The following is a 16,413-nucleotide window of genomic DNA, read 5'->3' as shown; positions in this document are numbered from 1 at the left end:
TAAGTGAAAGAGGGGCTATCTAGACATTCTGCACTAATATATCCCCTAAATTTCTAGTCAAAAATTCGTTTTTATGATATATTTATTGATTGAATTAGCATAAATGTAAGGTGGTTAAATAAAATGGAAGACAATACTTATCAAGTCTTGTTATATTATAAATATGTATTAATCGATGAACCGGAATTATTCGCACAAACTCACTTAGCTGCGTGCAAAGAAATCGGTTTATTAGGGCGTATTCTTGTTTCAACAGAAGGCATTAACGGTACGGTTTCAGGAACCCTTGAACAGACTCAAGCTTATATGGATATGATGAAGAGTGATGAGCGTTTTGCAGATATGATGTGGAAAATCGATGCAGCAGATGGTCATGCTTTCAAAAAAATGCATGTACGCGCAAAAAATGAAGTCGTTCATCTTGGACTCGGGGAAGACGATATCAACCCGAACGAGATTACCGGTCAATACTTGTCACCAACAGAATTTTACGAAAAAATGCAACAAGATGATACGATCGTAATCGATGCTCGAAATGATTACGAATTCGACTTAGGTCATTTCCGCGGTGCAGTCCGTCCGGATATTAAAAACTTCCGTGACCTACCAGCATGGATGCGTGAAAACAAAGAACAATTTGAAGGCAAGAAAATTTTAACGTATTGTACTGGCGGAATTCGTTGTGAAAAATTCTCTGGTTGGTTAGTTAAAGAAGGCTATGAGGATGTATCTCAACTTCACGGAGGAATCCACACATACGGTACAGACCCGGAAGTACAAGGTCAACTATGGGACGGCCAAATGTATGTGTTTGATCAGCGTATAGCAGTACCAATCAATAGAGTCGAGCATGTCATTGTCGGGAAAGACCATTTTGACGGTACGCCTTGTGAACGCTATGTAAACTGTGCGAATCCTCAATGTAACGATAAAATTCTTTGTTCAGAAGAGAACGAACATCTATACTTGCGTAGTTGTTCAGACGAATGTCGTACAAATCCACGCAATCGCTATATCGTGGAGCATGGATTGACTGAAGAACAATTTCAAGCGAGATTAAAAGAACTTAATCGTCAGAAACAAAACATATAACAAAACAACCCATCACTCGTTCAAATCAACAATGATTTGGACATGTGATGGGTTTTTATTTGCACAATTCTTTTACTTTGCCTTATACAACTGAGGAATACGACTTGCTATATGGGACTTTGTTAGAGGTAAGTATCCTTTATTTAAAGTAGGTGTTGGCTTTCCAAGTGCATACCCCTGTCCGAGTTGAACACCAAGGTTTTGTAAATAACTTAGTTCTGTTAGAGTTTCTATCCCTTCAGCAATTACCTCCGTTTTAGACTGCACAGCAAATTCCAATAAAAGCTCTACCAAATATTGTTTGGCCGGATCATCGTTAATATTCCTTATCAGTGACTTATCAATTTTAATAATCTCTGGTTTTAAATAAACAAGTGTTTTCAAACTATTGTAGCCCGTTCCTGCATCATCCACCGCAATACGGAATCCTTGTTGCCGATAATTATCTATGATCTTTTCAAATTGGTTATAGTCGATCACTGCTTCTTTTTCTGTTAGCTCCAGCACAATCTGGTTAGGAGAAAGATTATATTTAGCCAATAACTCCAACGTTTTACCACTTCTATATGCTGGATCCGCTAAAACTTGAGGCTGTATATTAAGAAACACCAGTTGATTCTCGTAACCATTTGCAAACCTCAACTGCTCAGAATACCTCTCCAGAGAAAGATTGCGCAAAAATCCCTCAAGCATAAACACATTATCGCTTTGACCTACATAATCATAAAACTTTTCAGTCGTTGGAAACGAAGGTGTACTTTGGGGTCGATTAAGAATTTCAAACCCAATTGTGTCTCCTTTTGATAAAGACAAAATCGGTTGAAACACGGTTTTAACTTTTCCAGGATGCATAAGCCCCTTAAATTCTTCACTTTTCTTAAACTCTTGAAAAAAGACGCCTCGTTTTGCCTTTAAAAACTCTAGATAATTGATGATTGTAGTCAATCGATTATAGTTCATTCTATCTCCCTTAACATGCTGTCAAAAATATCTGTCTCACTTGTATTATACGGTTAATAATATGTTTGGCGTTTTAAGCGATTGTAAACGTTTAGTAAAGACAAAACATGCTTTTGAAAAGGAAGAGAATAATTTATTTCTATTAACAAAAGAAGCAGCCGGAATTGAAAACCGGCTGCTTCTTTCTAGTTATTCATCAATTTATACCATTACTACCCATAACAACATCGTCACAGCAATAGTTGTGATACCCATTAACAATGTCGCCATTGTCATCGCCTTGTAGGCATCCGTTACTTTCATGCCACTATATTGTGTAACCACCCAGAAAAAGCTATCATTTACATGACTTACTGTCATGGCACCCGCTCCAATAGCCATAACTACAAGTGCTAATGGGATAGCCCCTTCAATTCCTAGTTCCGGAAGTAAGGGTGCAATTAATGAAGATGTAATTACTAGTGCAGCTGTTGAAGAACCTTGTGCTGTTTTAAGAGCTGCTGAAATTAAGAACGGTACTAGTAAAAAAAGTGATCCAGTAGCAAGTGCTCCCAAATCCATCGTTTGAAGTAATTCCGCTACGCCAGTATTCTTAATTACTGTACCGAATGCACCGCCTGCTCCAGTAATTAATAGAATTGGAGCAGCCTCTTTAAGTGCTTCTCCTACCCAATTTGTTAATGTGTTTTCATTAAGTTCTGGTAATAATAAGAACGATGCCAAGACACCAAGTAATAATGCTACAGATGGTGAGCCTAGAAATTTCAAGAAGTTAATCCAGCCACTTTCTTCTCCCAATAATGTAGCAACTGATCCGATACCGATTAGTACGATTGGTAATACGATTGGTAAAAATGATTTGAATGTAGATGGCATTATGCCAAACGATTTGACGATTTCATCATAATTTAATTCTAATGCTTCTTTATCAGCTTCTACCTCGATTTTAGAACCCACTTTTACTGCCCAGAAATAGCCAACAATTGTAGCTGGAATAGCCACTAACAAACCGATTAAAATGATAGTTCCTAAATAATCTGCTGCTCCAATATTTCCAGCTGCAGCGATTGGACCTGGTGTGGGAGGAACGAGCACATGTGTTGCGTATAGCCCAGTTGCAAGTGCGATTCCCATTGAAGCAATCGTTACTTTTGCTCGCTTCGCTAAAGCTTTTTTCAAGCTAGTTAAAATAATATAGCCTGAGTCACAGAACACGGGTATTGAAACGATATACCCAATTACAGACATGGCTAGCTGAGGTCTCTTGTCCCCAAGAACACGCAGTACCACTTCTGCCATTCTAAATGCAGCACCTGATTTCTCTAAAATAACCCCGATAATTGTACCTGCGACAATGACAAGTCCAATACTCGTCATCAAGCCACCAAAACCGGTATTTACATTTTCAACGACCGATAGCAACGGCATGCCTGATGCAATCCCTACAAAAAACGCGCTGAATAATAATGCTAAAAATGGATGAACTTTAAAAACGGCTGTCGCTACTACAATCAATACTACCCCTAGTAAAATAATGAATAATAACATCCCTAATTCCCCCTTATTTTTTGATTTGGTTATAACCCAACATCATTTGATGCATTCGAATCTCTATAAAATGAGCGGCATTTGTCATTGATTCTCGTCTAGAAACTGTTTCATTTACCACACTTCCAAGAACGTCAAAATATGTACTCAATCTGTTTTCACTTGATGTTTCTATGTATCCAGACAATAACATCACAGGAACACCATATTCACGTGCTACCTTCGCAACTCCATAGGGTGCTTTTCCAGAAAGAGTTTGATCATCTGACCTACCTTCTCCTGTAATGACTAAATCGGCATTTTTTATTTGTTCACGAAAACCGATTGCTTCCATCACTACGTCAATTCCTGGTTTCATTGTGAGAGGGAAAAATGCTTGAAACGCACCACCTAAACCTCCAGCCGCTCCCGCACCTTGGCGTTGATGAATAGATACTCCATGTATACGTTCGATAGCATCTGCTAATGTCTTTAAGTTTTGATCTAAGATAGAAACAATCTCTTCTGTCGCGCCTTTTTGCGGACCGAAAATATGTGAAGCACCATTTATCCCTATTAATGGATTATCTACATCGCAAGCTATGATAAATTCTGATTCTGCTATTCGATGATCAAACTTATCCTGGTCAATATGCGCTAACTGTTCAAGCGCTCCCCCACCAGTCCCAATGTCTTCCCCCTTTTGAGTTTGAAACTTAATACCAAGAGCTTTTAACATTCCCGCCCCGCCATCATTGGTTGCACTGCCACCAATTCCTACAATAAACTTCCGAAATCCAGCATCTAAAGCATGCTTGATTAATTCACCTGTTCCATAAGAAGTTGTATATAAAGGGTTTCTTTCCTCCCAATGTAAAAGCGTCAAACCAGATGCTTTTGCCATTTCAATCACACAAGTTTCTCCATCACCTAAAATACCGTAGTTAGCAGAAATTCTTCTTTCAAGAGGATCTTGAACATAAACAGAAACAATTCTTCCATATGTAGCACTAATAAGGCTTTCTAAAGTGCCTTCCCCTCCATCAGCTACGGGCAATAGGATTGTTTCAATCGACTGATCAAAAGCCCTTATTCCTACTGCCATTGCTTTGGCTACTTCATCTGCTGCCAAGCTTCCTTTAAATGAGTCAGGACTTATGACGATTTTCATTTTATTCACCCCTTCGGTAAGCGCTTACAAAATAGTATAGTGATAATCAAAGAGAAATACATTATACTTGGTGTATGAATTTTCAGTTTTTTATCTATTATATTTTATACATGACGGAGGACATATGCTAACCAAACAATTGGCAAATCAAATTGTAGAACAAACGATGATTCGTCTAAACCGAAATATTAATGTGATGGACACGAATGGCATGATTTTAGCTTCAGGAGAACTTGAACGTGTGGAGAATATCCATGAGGGCGCCGTACATGTTGCAAAGACACAGAAACCATTGTTGATTACAGAAAAAAATGCTCACAAATGGCATGGATCAAAACCTGGGATTAATATGCCCGTTTACTTTCAGCAACACCTAATTGGTATCATTGGAATTACTGGAAATCCAACAGCACTCAAAGACGTGGCTACACTTCTACAGCTAACAACAGAAATGATGATTCATCAATCGTTGATAGTCTCTAAATCTGAGTGGAAGAGAAAAATGAAAGAAATGGTTTTTGAAGAGATGATCTCGTCCAAATCCTTTCCACCTATTTTATATGAAAGATTAGACAGACTTGGATTTCATCTTCATTCACCGTTTGTCACAATCCTCTTGGAACTGCCCTCCACTCAATACCATGGCACAGTTCAACAACTTGAAGATTACTTCGATAATGAAGATGTTATGGTTGGACATTATCAATTAAACGAGCTCTTTATCTTAACTGCTGGATTTAATAGTGAGGAAGTTCATAAAAAGATTGAAAAGTTACCTGCTTATTTGCAGAAAAACCTTTCAGTTCGTCTTAGTGTTGGGAAACCAGTAGAGTCAATTGAGGATGTTCAACAATCTTTTCAAACTGCAAAATTAGCCTTACAATATGGACATCCAACGAATAAAATTACTTATTTTGAAGAAGTAGAAGTGCTTTCTTTGCTCAAAAAAAGTAACTCAGTGGAAGCCAAACAATTTTCAAATCGTGTATTACACGGACTTGATGAAAAATATTGCACGACGCTTATTGAATATTTCAAGTCCGATCAACAACTCTCCGTTTGTGCAGAAGTCTTAACTATACATCGTCATACGTTGACATATCGCTTAAAGAAAATTCACGAATCAACTGGATACAATCCGTATAGTTTCCAAGATGCTCTTGTCCTTCAGTTGGCACTTTGGTTGATGCGTGAATAAATGTATTAACAAGTTAAAGGCACATCAAACACTTCTATAACTAGTGTTTGATGCGCCTTTTTTCATTTAATTATTAAAAATCGCTAATTTATCTACAAGCTGCTGACTCGTTGCATTTAAACCGATTAAGGCAACTTTATTATTGTTTTCATAATATTTTAAAACGACTTTATCGATAGCACCAACACCTGAGTCATCCCATACATGTGTCTGAGAGAAATCAATGATGATTTGTTCGTTTTCTACAGTAAAATCAAAAGCTTCTAAGAAACTTTCAACTGACGCAAAGAACAATTGTCCTTCTACCGTAAAAGTAGAAATTTCATTCTCAACTTTTTCCGTCACATACACTTTTGAAATTTTAGCGACAAAGAAGATAGCACTTAGTATTACACCGGCAATAACGCCTTTAGAAAGATCGTGCGTGAATACCACGATGACGACAGTTGCTACCATAACAACTGAATCAGTGATTGGCGCTTTCTTCAAGTAGGTAAAAGATGACCAATCAAACGTACCGATAGAAACCATGATCATGATTCCCACAAGCACAGGCATAGGAATTTGGATAACTAAATCGCCTAGAACAATGATTAAGAACATGAGAAATAAACCGGCAATTAAGGTAGAAAGGCGGCCTCTACCACCTGATTTCACATTAATAACGGATTGTCCGATCATCGCACAACCTGCCATTCCTCCAAAGAAACCATTAATAAAGTTCGCAATCCCTTGACCACGAGACTCCTTATTTTTATTACTATCTGTCCCTGTCATATCATCAACAATGGTTGCTGTTAAAAGGGTTTCGAGTAAACCAACAATGGCTAACGCCAGCGAGAATGGGAATATTATCATCAACGTTTCTAAGGTAAACGGCACATTTGGAATGAAGAAAGTAGGAAGTGATTGGGTAAGTGTTCCTAAATCACCAACGGTTCGCAAATCCATGTTTGCGAAAATAGCTAGTGCTGATAAGGCAATAATTGCAATTAATGGAGCTGGAATAGACTTCAAAAATCTAGGCAGAATATAGACAATTAATAAAGTGGCTGCTACAAAAACATAGGTCATTGTTGAAATCCCTAAGAAGTGCGGAACTTGTGCCAAGAAAATGAGAATGGCAAGCGCGTTTACAAACCCAATCATAACTGCTCGAGGAATGAATTTCATGACTCTTGCTACTTTGAAGATACCAAAAAGAATTTGAATAACCCCAGTTAAAATAGTTGCTGCAAGCAAATACTCAATTCCATACTCTTTTACAAGCGGAACCATCAATAACGCCATTGCCCCAGTTGCAGCTGAAATCATGCCTGGTCGTCCTCCGACAAATGCGATAATGACTGCGATACTAAAAGATGCATAGAGCCCTACCATTGGATTAACCCCTGCAATAATTGAGAAAGCGATGGCTTCAGGAATTAGTGCCAGAGCAACGACAATTCCTGCTAATATATCTCCTCGTATGTTTGAAAACCACTCTACTCTTATTTTTTCTATCACTTGTAAATCACCTCATATATTATTTTTCGACTATAAACTCTCATTATAATCACGATTTAAATCCACGAGATGTAGTGTAGCATTTATTTTCCCAAAAAGGAACCATTTTAAAGCGAATTATATATTGCTATATGGTAAACTAAGCATGAACCTTGTAAGGAGTGAAGCTATGTACTTCGGTTATGTAAGACCTACACACGACGATCAAAATGTATCCACTCAAATTCAAAGATTATCTACTATAAATGATATCCACATCGTGGAAGAAAAGCATGACTCTGCAAAGAATAGAATGGCATTAGACCATATGATTGAAAACCTTCAAAATGGCGACCGAATCTATGTGTTTAAATTATATAATTTGGCTGATTCAAGTCGACATTTAATCGAGTTATTGGGTGAAGTAGAACAAAAAGGGGCTTCACTAATTTCATTACATGAAAATATTGATACGAGCAAAAATGAAGGGTATTCTTTCAATGAAATAGTAAGACATCTTGTTCAATTCCAAAGTGATGTTATTAGTGAAAAAACAAAAAGCGGTTTAAACGAAGCACAAAAGAAGGGGAATATTGCAGGACGTCCAAGAAAGCCAGATGAAAATGTTCAAAAGGCGATTGTCATGTATGACAGCAAAAACTATTCCTTAGCTGAAATAAAAGAAGCCACTGGTATTAGTAAATCAACTTTGTATCGCAACTTAGAAAATTGATAGTAGAGCATATATAGTCAAAGAAAAAGTCGCCCCCTAAAGGATTGGCCACTGAAAATTGCGTTAAATGTTCCATTCGTAAGTCAGATTAATAAGGCGAGTATATAATGAGATTTGCTTTCCCTTTAAATTCCTCGCTATTTTGAAACGATTCTTGTACTGTATGTTCTTTCGACTTTATGGTTTTTTGAAACGAAAGATTCTTGATTGAAAATCATCGGGACACCACCTAAATTAAGTACATCAATTATACAAGAGCTATTATCTATAAATCTCATTTTTAAATATAAAAAGTGATTGTAGTGAAAGGCGGCGACTCCAGCGGGAAAAGCGTGTCCAGGTGAGACCCCGCAATCGCTTGCCGATGAGGAGGCTCACGGACCGCCCGCGGAAAGCTTCCGCCTGAAACGGAAATCACTCAGTCGTTTTAACAGTACGATTAAAAAGAAAAACCACCTAAACTCGATAAATCAAGGTTAGGTGGTTTTGATAATCTAAGTGTATTTTTTCTGTCGCCTCCTAATGGATTGGCGACTTTTTTAAAGCTTATTCACCCAACCAAGCTAACCCAATTGTACCTCTTCCTGCATGTGTGCCAGGCACTGGACTTAACTCTGTAATGGAGAACGAAATATGTGAAAATTGTGCTTGAAGTATAGTTTTCCACTGAGTTGCTTCTTTCAAATTATCCGCGTGAATAATCGTTACTTCTTTTACTTGATTCTTTTCAACCTCTAAATAGTCGACCATTTTAGCGATGGCGCGTTTATGGCTACGTACTTTATCGGATAAAATCGCACGTCCTTCATGAAATTTAAGAATTACTTTCATGTTCAATAACGTTGCTAAAACCGTTTGCGTACCTGTCACTCTTCCACCTTTATGGAGTTGCTCCAGGCTACCCGGGGTTAAAAACAGACGACCTTTGGCAGGTAGTGATTTAATTTCAGTAACGATTTCGCTAAACGTTTTACCTTGTTGTTCAAGAGCGACCGCACGTTCTACCATTTTTCCTAAAGGAAAAGAACCAATTTGTGAATCGAGGACAAACGCATCTACGCCTGTTTCTTCTGCAGCTGAAATGGCACCATTGTAAGCACCAGTTAATGCGCCCGTTACATGAATTGCAATAACGTGATTGTATTTTTCTTTAATTTCTTTAAACAGTTCCAGCATTTCTCCTGGAGAAGGTTGTGAGGTTTTTGGCAGTTCTTTTGATGATGCAAGCTTTTGATAAAACGCAGCAGAACTTATTTCAACATTTTCTTTGTAAGCGGTCTCACCAAAGATAACGAATAATGGAACCACAAAAATATTATGCTGTTTAATAAATTCAGGTGACAAGGTTGCAGTTGTGTCTGTCACCCAAGCGATATTTGACTTATTCATTGTTGCAACTCCTTTTTAACGCGCTAGATTATATAATTTCAATTATGTCATGTAGGAATGTTTAAGTTATAGGTTCTTGCAGAATTACAAGTATGTTGAGATTACGCAGTTTTGCCTAGGGGTATGTATCATGACATCTGTATGACATATGTCATGTTTGGGAGCATAAATAGGGGATTGTCATGAACTGTTCATAAACTAAGTATAAAAAGTTCCTGACACTTTGAATTCATTATGTTAGTTCATGGTTTGTTTTTCAGTCGTGACATGACTCTACTGGTCACATCCTTGAAATAGAAAAAATCCAAGTCATGAATTACACCATGACTTGGATTTTTTAAATGCTTATATATTTTTCAATGCTTCTTCAATCTTCGTTTCCCCACTAATGAGGTCAAAGGATTTCTTAAATGTTTCTTGTGCACCTAAAGCAGCATAAATGGTTTTAGCAACGTCTTCACGAGGAATTGAACCTGTTTCAAGATTGGCTGATGCTGTAACTTTTCCAGTGCTTGCCTCATTTAATAATCCGCCTGGTCGAATAATGGTGTAATCTAAATTGCTTGTTTCCACCATTCGATCTGCATAATGTTTTGCTACATAATATGGAACCATTTCTTTGTTCCAGCTTTCACGGTGGTTTGCTTGCAATGCACTGACAATTACAAAGCGATTGATACCAGCTTGTTCTGCAGCCTCAACCGTTTTAGCGGCTCCGTCTAAATCAATTAGCAACGTCTTGTCCAAACCTGTGTGTCCGCCAGACCCTGCAGTAAAAACGATCGCATCACAACCATTTGCGGCCTCAGCGATATCTTCAACACTACCTTCAAGACTTGCAACAGCCACATCAATTCCTTGGCTCTTCAATTCTTCAGCCTGTTCTACCTTACGAACCATGGCACGAACTGTATGTTGCTCACTATTTTGTAAGAGGTCGATAAGGTGTTTCCCAATTTGTCCAGTTGCTCCTACTACGAATACTTTCATATGCTCGAGCTCCTTATGATCTGAATTGACATAATCCTATCAAAATCATTCCTACAAAAAGTCTAACATAGATATTGGATACAATTAAGCAATCTACCTTTTAAAGAGTTCTTGGTAAAGTCCTTGAAACTTCCCTTCAACTACTTCGGAATGATACATCGCTTTTAAAGCTAATGTCTTTTCAAGATCATGTTCTTTAACGATTGAATTATAGCGTACTTTCAGCTCTTCGTTTTCTTTTACGAGTTGCATCATTTTCGTTTTGACGAATTTCATTTAATTGTCCTCCTTCTATAGTTCCTATATTTAGTGTGGTCAAGTTTTATGGGTTATTGTATAAATTCTCTCATAAATAGAAGAAAAACATACTGTTAAAAAGGCATGATTGTAAATGTCCGCTCCATACCTCTACTGTCCATCTTAGCATAAAAAAGCACCCCTCAGTCGAATTCCACTTGACCAAAGGGTACTAAATTGTTTAGGTGTTATGGGATTTCCAGAACTTATGGAGACCTGACATGTTTTAAATCACACTCACATGTTCACTTTTCAAATCGGTGATAAACATATGACCCGGTGCATGGGTGATCATCAAAGCTGGTTTCATATGCATGGCAATCGCCTGTGGCGTAACACCACATGCCCAAAACACTGGGACTTCGCCGTCTTTTATTGTTACTGCATCTCCAAAATCAGGCTGTTTGAGATTTGTAATACCAATTGATTCTGGGTTTCCTATATGAATCGGAGCGCCGTGCACAGAAGGAAAACGACTCGTTACTTGAACAGCTCGTATGACGTCTTTTTCTTTCATAGGGCGCATGCTGACAACAGTAGGACCCGCAAACTGACCTGCAGAAACGGTTTCTATAGTTGTTTTATACATGGGCACATTAACGCCTTCTTCATTATGTCGCATCGGAATACCGTTTTTGATTAACGCATCCTCGAACGTAAAGCTACAGCCGATGAGAAAACCCACCATATCATCGGTCCAGTAGTCTGTAATATCTGTCGGCTCAGCTACGACTTCCCCATTTTCATAGACACGATATTTTGGCAAGTCCGTTCGTAAATCAGCGGTTGGTGCAGACATTTTCGGAACATAGGAACCAACATCCGTAACATCTATTAATGGACAGGATTTTGGGTTTCTTTGACAAAACAATAGAAAATCAAATGCCAAGTCTTTTGGCAAGATCACTAAATTTGCTTGAATGAAGTCTTCACATAAACCAGAGGTAGGCGAAGTGAACTCGCCGCTACGCATCTTTTCTCTTACATCATAAGGTGTGGTCAATTTTAGAACTCCTTTCTATTTGCAAGAACGTGAACAATGAGTAGGCTTTTATTTAAACAGTTGAGGAATGCCATTCATTAATGTATAGACACCCATAATCGACATGGCAATGACAATCAAAACACCAAAAATCGTCAACCAAAGGGGATGTTTGTAGTCCCCAACAATTTTTGTTTTGTAAGCAGCAATTAACATAACTCCTAGAGCGATTGGCAAAATCAATCCGTTTAGTGATCCAACAAGGACAAGAATACTGACTGGTCTCCCAACGAACACAAAGACGATTGTTGAAATGGCAATAAATGCAACGATGATTTTTTGATGATGCTTTTCTAATAACGGGTGGAAGGTACGAATAAAAGAAACTGACGTATATGCAGCTCCAACTACTGAAGTTACAGCAGCTGCCCACATAACGATCCCGAAAATTTTGTAACCAACGTTGCCTGCTGCTAATTGGAAAACAGAAGCTGGTGGATTTAAAGGATCTAGCTTCAATCCTTGAGAAACTACACCTAATACAGCAAGGAATAAGAAAATACGCATGATGGAAGCAATTCCGATGGCAAAAATAGAACTACGTGTAACTTCTGGGAGAGATTCTTTCCCTTTTATTCCTGCATCAATTAAACGGTGACCACCTGCAAATGTAATGTATCCACCCACAGTACCACCCACTAAAGTAACAATTGCTAAAATATCAATCTTATCTGGAACAAAAGTTTTCGCCACAGCTTCTCCTACTGGAGGAGATGCTGTAAACATGACGTAGACTGTTAAGGCAATCATCACAAAACCTAGTACTTGCGCGAACTTGTCCATCGCTTTACTAGCTTCACGAACCATAAATATTCCTATCGCAAGAATTCCACTAAGAATCGCACCCGTTTGTGCAGAGATTCCAAATAAAACGTTGGTCCCAAGGCCAGCTCCCGCAATATTTCCGATGTTAAATGCTAGACCACCCATAACTATTAAGATTGCAAGAAAATAACCAAGGCCAGGCAATACATCGTTCGCAATATCTTGAGCGCGTTTTTCAGATACGGCAATAATTCGCCAAATGTTCAATTGCGCACCGATATCGATAATAATAGAAATTAAAATAACAAATCCAAAACTTGCCATAAGTGATTCGGTAAAGACAGTTGTTTGTGTTAAGAATCCTGGTCCTATTGCAGAAGTTGCCATTAAGAATGCGGCGCCGAGTAAGACACTACGATTCGTATTTTTCAGTTTGTTGGCAGTTTTCATCGTATTCTCTCCTTAAGTCTTATTTGAACTGTGAAATTTTTCTTACATCAATTCTAGAAGTTTTCAACGTTTCCGAAATGCGTCTTGCAAAATCAAGTGCGTGAATACCGTCTCCATGAATACACACCGTATCAGCCTGGATTGCCACTTCAGTTCCAAGCGTGCTCGTCACTATACCTTCCTTAACCATCCTAACGACTTGTTGAATAGCTGTGTCAGTATCAGTAATTAAAGCATTTGCTTCTTTTCGATTCGTCAACGTTCCATTTGTTTGATAAGTACGGTCAGAAAACACTTCGTTCGCTGTTCGCAAACCAATCTTCTCTCCCGCTTTTACGATTTCACTGCCAGATAAACCAAATAGAATTAACTGTGGATTGATGGCATACACCGCTTCCGCAATAGCCTCAGCTAAAGCTCCATCAGTAGCTGCCATGTTAAATAAAGCCCCGTGCGGCTTTACGTGTTGCATCTCGGCACCCTCAGCTTTAACAAACCCATATAATGCACCTATTTGGTAAACCACGATTTCATATGCTTCTCGAGGAGTGACATGTATATTCCTTCTCCCAAAGCCAGTTAAATCTTGAAAGCCTGGATGGGCACCAATGCCTACACCCTTTTCCAAAGCGAGTTTAACTGTTTTACGCATGGTTGAGGGATCTCCGGCATGAAATCCACAGGCAATATTTGCAGACGTTACAAAATCTAAAATTTCTTTATCATTGCCCATTTTATAAGTGCCAAAGCTTTCTCCCATGTCACAGTTCAAATCAACTAAATGATTCATATTCATAAGCCCTCCTTAAATTTCAGAGAAATGGATTTGGTCAATTGAGCAATTAATTGTCTTTCTTTCAACAGCGCTTGTTGAGCTTCTTCTAGCGTGATTTTTTCAAACCGAATACGTTCACCAGGCTTTAATTGACTTACTTTTGGTAAATCAACTGTCGCGACTTGTCCAATTTTCGGATATCCACCTGTCGTTTGGCGGTCGGCCATTAAAATAATAGGTTGTCCATCTGGTGGCACTTGAATCGAACCAAAAGCAATTCCTTCAGAAACTAATTCTTTTGCTTCAGTTAATGCCAGTTGATGTCCTTTTAAACGATAGCCCATTCGGTCTGAATCTGGAGAAATTTGAAATGCTTCTTGATAAAAAGCATTTCGACTTTTTTTATCGAATAATTGTGCCTGTCTTCCTTCGGTAACTCGAACAATTGCTTCTGATTTATATGTTGGGATTGCTTGAGACATCAATGTCCAATCCACTTGAAAAAAAGAAGAGTCAGTCGCTGCAACAGCTAGTTTCCCTATAACATCTCTGATGCATTGGGATAACTCACCTATCTGAACAACGTCTTCTTTTTGAAGAGCTCTTCCATCGTAACCACCTATCCCAGCTCGTAAATAAGTAGATTTACTATCCATTACATCAGGGACAGCAATTCCACCAGCTACGGCTAAATACGTACGGCACCCAGAAAGAGGCTTGCCAAAACTTAACTTACAGCCTTTTTTCGCAAATATCGGACGCCACATTTTTATAGGATAGCCATTTAGTAATGGTGACAAATCTCCGCCCGTCAGTGAAAGTAAACAATCCTCCAGGAATGTCAGTTGTGGACCCACTAAGGTTATTTCCATAGTGGCATCAGTTTCTGGATTACCGACTAACACATTCGCAATGCGATGTGCATATGGATCCATCACTCCACTTACAATAACTCCATATTTCTGAAAACCTCTTCTTCCAAGATCTTGAACAGTTGTTTGTAATCCAACTTTATTAATTTGCAGCATGGATGGCCTCCTCCATTTCTGCGTACTCTTCCTCTGATATCGGCTTAAAGATGATTCGATCTCCTGCCTGTAACAAGCTCGGAATGTCTTCATCTGGAAGGAAAAGATTCAATGGTGTTCGCCCAATCAATTGCCAGCCACCTGGTGTTTCAATCGGGTAAACTCCCGTCTGCATCCCCGCGATCCCTACAGAGCGTTCAGGTATACGGAGTCTTGGTGTCGTTCGACGTGGTGCCGCAATCTTTTCAGACATTCCATCAATAAAGGGAAAGCCAGGTGCAAAGCCAATCATATTGACTTCATATGTTCCAGAAGAATGAATGGCTATCACTTCTTCAACGCTTAATTCATTATGTTTCGCCACAAATTCGAGGTCTGGCCCATGTTCTCCACCATAGCAAACAGGAATCTCAATCGTGCGTTGTTTGTTTGAATTGAAATCTTTCATTTCAACTAACGTTTTTTCAATTATGTTTTTAATGTCTTTGTATTGAAATTCCTCCGTCACTACGTAAAAAACTGTCACTGTCGTAAAAGCAGGAATCACTTCAATGATTGTATCCATTAAAGTATCTTCTATTCGTTTGGTTATTGATCGGACAAGGTTTGTTGCTTCTTTTGAAATCTCATTTCCAACTTCAATCACAATCGCTTCATCACCAAGTGGTGTGTACGTTATCTCCATCATTACACTTCCAAACCTTTTCTGAAATATACGATTATTATAGAGAAGATAATGTTTGTACACAACCTTTTATAAATTAAAATGTATGATTATTCATTATTGATTGGAGCAGATAATAATTTATCGTGCATCAACTGCCAAACCCTTTGAAATAAATATCCAATCGTACGAGGTTTAAATTGCCATGTTAAGGGAATTAAACAAATACAACACTTAACAGGAGGCGTTTTAAAATGAAAAGAAATACATTAGCAATGGCAGCGCTAGGACTGGGAGCAGCTTTTCTTATGCGAAACAAAGATTCTCGCGATAAGCTAAAAGGACAAGTAAATGATTTAACTAAAAATGGTGATGGTAAAGGTATGTTAGATCAAGTTCTCAACACCCTTGATAAGAAAAAAACTACTGTTTAACCTAACTTAAAAAAGAGGCATATCCCCAAGTTAAAGCACTCACTTGGGGATATGCCTCTTTTTGTATTGATTCTGATTTTTGGTTTATTCCCATTCAAATTACTTTTATTCCTTTTCATTTTCATTTTAATCCTCTTTGCCCAGTTCCCCCAAAATACCAAAGCTAAATAGTTTCGTTTTCGCTTCGCTATTATATAAGAAGAGATGAAAAAAAATAATCCCAGTCATAGCTAAAATGACTGGGATTTGATATTGCCAACTTTCATTTTAATGAAGCTTTTTATCACCTTGTTCCTTATCTTTTTTTCTGATGCCTTTTACTCCTTCAAGTCCACTGGCTTTATCTGCTTTGTTAAACTCTTCATTGTACAAGACTTCTTGTGCTGAGCTCAAACCATTGTTCTCTTCAGCCA

The 16,413-nt window shown here is 38.3% G+C and carries 17 protein-coding genes; 4 read left to right on the top strand and 13 right to left on the bottom strand.

Annotated features, from left to right (window positions below; translation table 11 throughout):
- The first annotated feature begins 123 nt into the window (after positions 1 to 123).
- Positions 124 to 1,092, top strand: a complete 969-nt coding sequence (locus tag WBG45_RS12805) for a rhodanese-related sulfurtransferase (RefSeq protein WP_424415124.1) — start codon at positions 124 to 126, stop codon at positions 1,090 to 1,092.
- Between the two features lie 72 nt (positions 1,093 to 1,164).
- Here WBG45_RS12805 and WBG45_RS12800 read toward each other — a convergent pair whose 3' ends face one another.
- The 3 genes from WBG45_RS12800 to WBG45_RS12790 all read right to left on the bottom strand — a co-directional run bounded on the left by WBG45_RS12800 (position 1,165) and on the right by WBG45_RS12790 (position 4,750).
- Positions 1,165 to 2,052: an EAL domain-containing protein gene (locus WBG45_RS12800; protein WP_424415122.1), complete on the bottom strand. Its 888-nt coding sequence runs from the start codon at positions 2,050 to 2,052 to the stop codon at positions 1,165 to 1,167.
- A 201-nt stretch (positions 2,053 to 2,253) separates the two neighbouring features.
- On the bottom strand, positions 2,254 to 3,600 hold the full coding sequence (locus tag WBG45_RS12795; RefSeq protein ID WP_424415120.1) for a GntP family permease: 1,347 nt from the start codon (positions 3,598 to 3,600) through the stop codon (positions 2,254 to 2,256).
- Positions 3,601 to 3,613: 13 nt separating this feature from the next.
- A complete protein-coding gene (locus tag WBG45_RS12790; protein ID WP_424415119.1) occupies positions 3,614 to 4,750 on the bottom strand; it encodes a glycerate kinase in 1,137 nt (378 codons plus the stop codon).
- A 124-nt stretch (positions 4,751 to 4,874) separates the two neighbouring features.
- Here WBG45_RS12790 and WBG45_RS12785 point away from each other — a divergent pair, with 124 nt between their 5' ends.
- Positions 4,875 to 5,948, top strand: coding sequence for a CdaR family transcriptional regulator (locus WBG45_RS12785; RefSeq protein WP_424415117.1), 1,074 nt, complete (start codon positions 4,875 to 4,877; stop codon positions 5,946 to 5,948).
- Positions 5,949 to 6,014: 66 nt separating this feature from the next.
- Here WBG45_RS12785 and WBG45_RS12780 read toward each other — a convergent pair whose 3' ends face one another.
- Positions 6,015 to 7,454 carry a SulP family inorganic anion transporter gene (locus tag WBG45_RS12780; protein ID WP_424415115.1) on the bottom strand — a complete coding sequence of 480 codons (1,440 nt, stop codon included), beginning with the start codon at positions 7,452 to 7,454 and terminating at the stop codon, positions 6,015 to 6,017.
- 169 nt (positions 7,455 to 7,623) lie between these two features.
- Between WBG45_RS12780 and WBG45_RS12775 the strand changes: the two genes are divergently transcribed.
- Positions 7,624 to 8,166, top strand: a complete 543-nt coding sequence (locus WBG45_RS12775; RefSeq protein WP_424415113.1) for a recombinase family protein — start codon at positions 7,624 to 7,626, stop codon at positions 8,164 to 8,166.
- Positions 8,167 to 8,712: 546 nt separating this feature from the next.
- Here the strand turns inward: WBG45_RS12775 and WBG45_RS12770 are convergent.
- The 8 genes from WBG45_RS12770 to pxpB form a co-directional block, all read right to left on the bottom strand.
- A complete protein-coding gene (locus tag WBG45_RS12770) occupies positions 8,713 to 9,555 on the bottom strand; it encodes a DegV family protein (RefSeq protein ID WP_424415111.1) in 843 nt (280 codons plus the stop codon).
- 345 nt (positions 9,556 to 9,900) lie between these two features.
- The gene (locus WBG45_RS12765) at positions 9,901 to 10,545 is read right to left on the bottom strand and encodes an SDR family oxidoreductase (protein ID WP_424415109.1); all 645 of its coding nucleotides are present in this window, start codon (positions 10,543 to 10,545) and stop codon (positions 9,901 to 9,903) included.
- Between the two features lie 93 nt (positions 10,546 to 10,638).
- The gene (locus WBG45_RS12760) at positions 10,639 to 10,821 is read right to left on the bottom strand and encodes a hypothetical protein (protein ID WP_024535860.1); all 183 of its coding nucleotides are present in this window, start codon (positions 10,819 to 10,821) and stop codon (positions 10,639 to 10,641) included.
- A 247-nt stretch (positions 10,822 to 11,068) separates the two neighbouring features.
- Positions 11,069 to 11,845, bottom strand: coding sequence for a putative hydro-lyase (locus WBG45_RS12755; RefSeq protein WP_424415108.1), 777 nt, complete (start codon positions 11,843 to 11,845; stop codon positions 11,069 to 11,071).
- A 48-nt stretch (positions 11,846 to 11,893) separates the two neighbouring features.
- Positions 11,894 to 13,099: an NRAMP family divalent metal transporter gene (locus WBG45_RS12750; protein WP_424415106.1), complete on the bottom strand. Its 1,206-nt coding sequence runs from the start codon at positions 13,097 to 13,099 to the stop codon at positions 11,894 to 11,896.
- Positions 13,100 to 13,118: 19 nt separating this feature from the next.
- Positions 13,119 to 13,889, bottom strand: a complete 771-nt coding sequence (locus WBG45_RS12745) for a LamB/YcsF family protein (RefSeq protein WP_424415104.1) — start codon at positions 13,887 to 13,889, stop codon at positions 13,119 to 13,121.
- Between the two features lie 2 nt (positions 13,890 to 13,891).
- Positions 13,892 to 14,902 (bottom strand): biotin-dependent carboxyltransferase family protein, encoded by a 1,011-nt coding sequence (locus tag WBG45_RS12740; RefSeq protein ID WP_424415102.1) that lies wholly within the window; start codon positions 14,900 to 14,902, stop codon positions 13,892 to 13,894.
- Positions 14,889 to 15,587, bottom strand: a complete 699-nt coding sequence (gene pxpB / locus WBG45_RS12735) for a 5-oxoprolinase subunit PxpB (RefSeq protein WP_424415100.1) — start codon at positions 15,585 to 15,587, stop codon at positions 14,889 to 14,891. Before pxpB ends, WBG45_RS12740 begins: the two co-directional genes overlap by 14 nt.
- A gap of 233 nt (positions 15,588 to 15,820) precedes the next feature.
- Between pxpB and WBG45_RS12730 the strand changes: the two genes are divergently transcribed.
- Positions 15,821 to 16,000 carry a hypothetical protein gene (locus WBG45_RS12730; protein ID WP_424415098.1) on the top strand — a complete coding sequence of 60 codons (180 nt, stop codon included), beginning with the start codon at positions 15,821 to 15,823 and terminating at the stop codon, positions 15,998 to 16,000.
- Positions 16,001 to 16,267: 267 nt separating this feature from the next.
- Here WBG45_RS12730 and WBG45_RS12725 read toward each other — a convergent pair.
- The coding region (locus WBG45_RS12725; RefSeq protein ID WP_424415143.1) for a YfhE family protein at positions 16,268 to 16,413 on the bottom strand (146 nt) is incomplete at its 5' end.

Source organism: Paenisporosarcina sp. (assembly GCF_049671445.1).
Lineage (GTDB): Bacteria > Bacillota > Bacilli > Bacillales_A > Planococcaceae > Paenisporosarcina.
The sequence above is the reverse complement of the archived record's forward strand: the minus strand, read 5'-3'. Positions and strand labels throughout refer to the sequence as shown.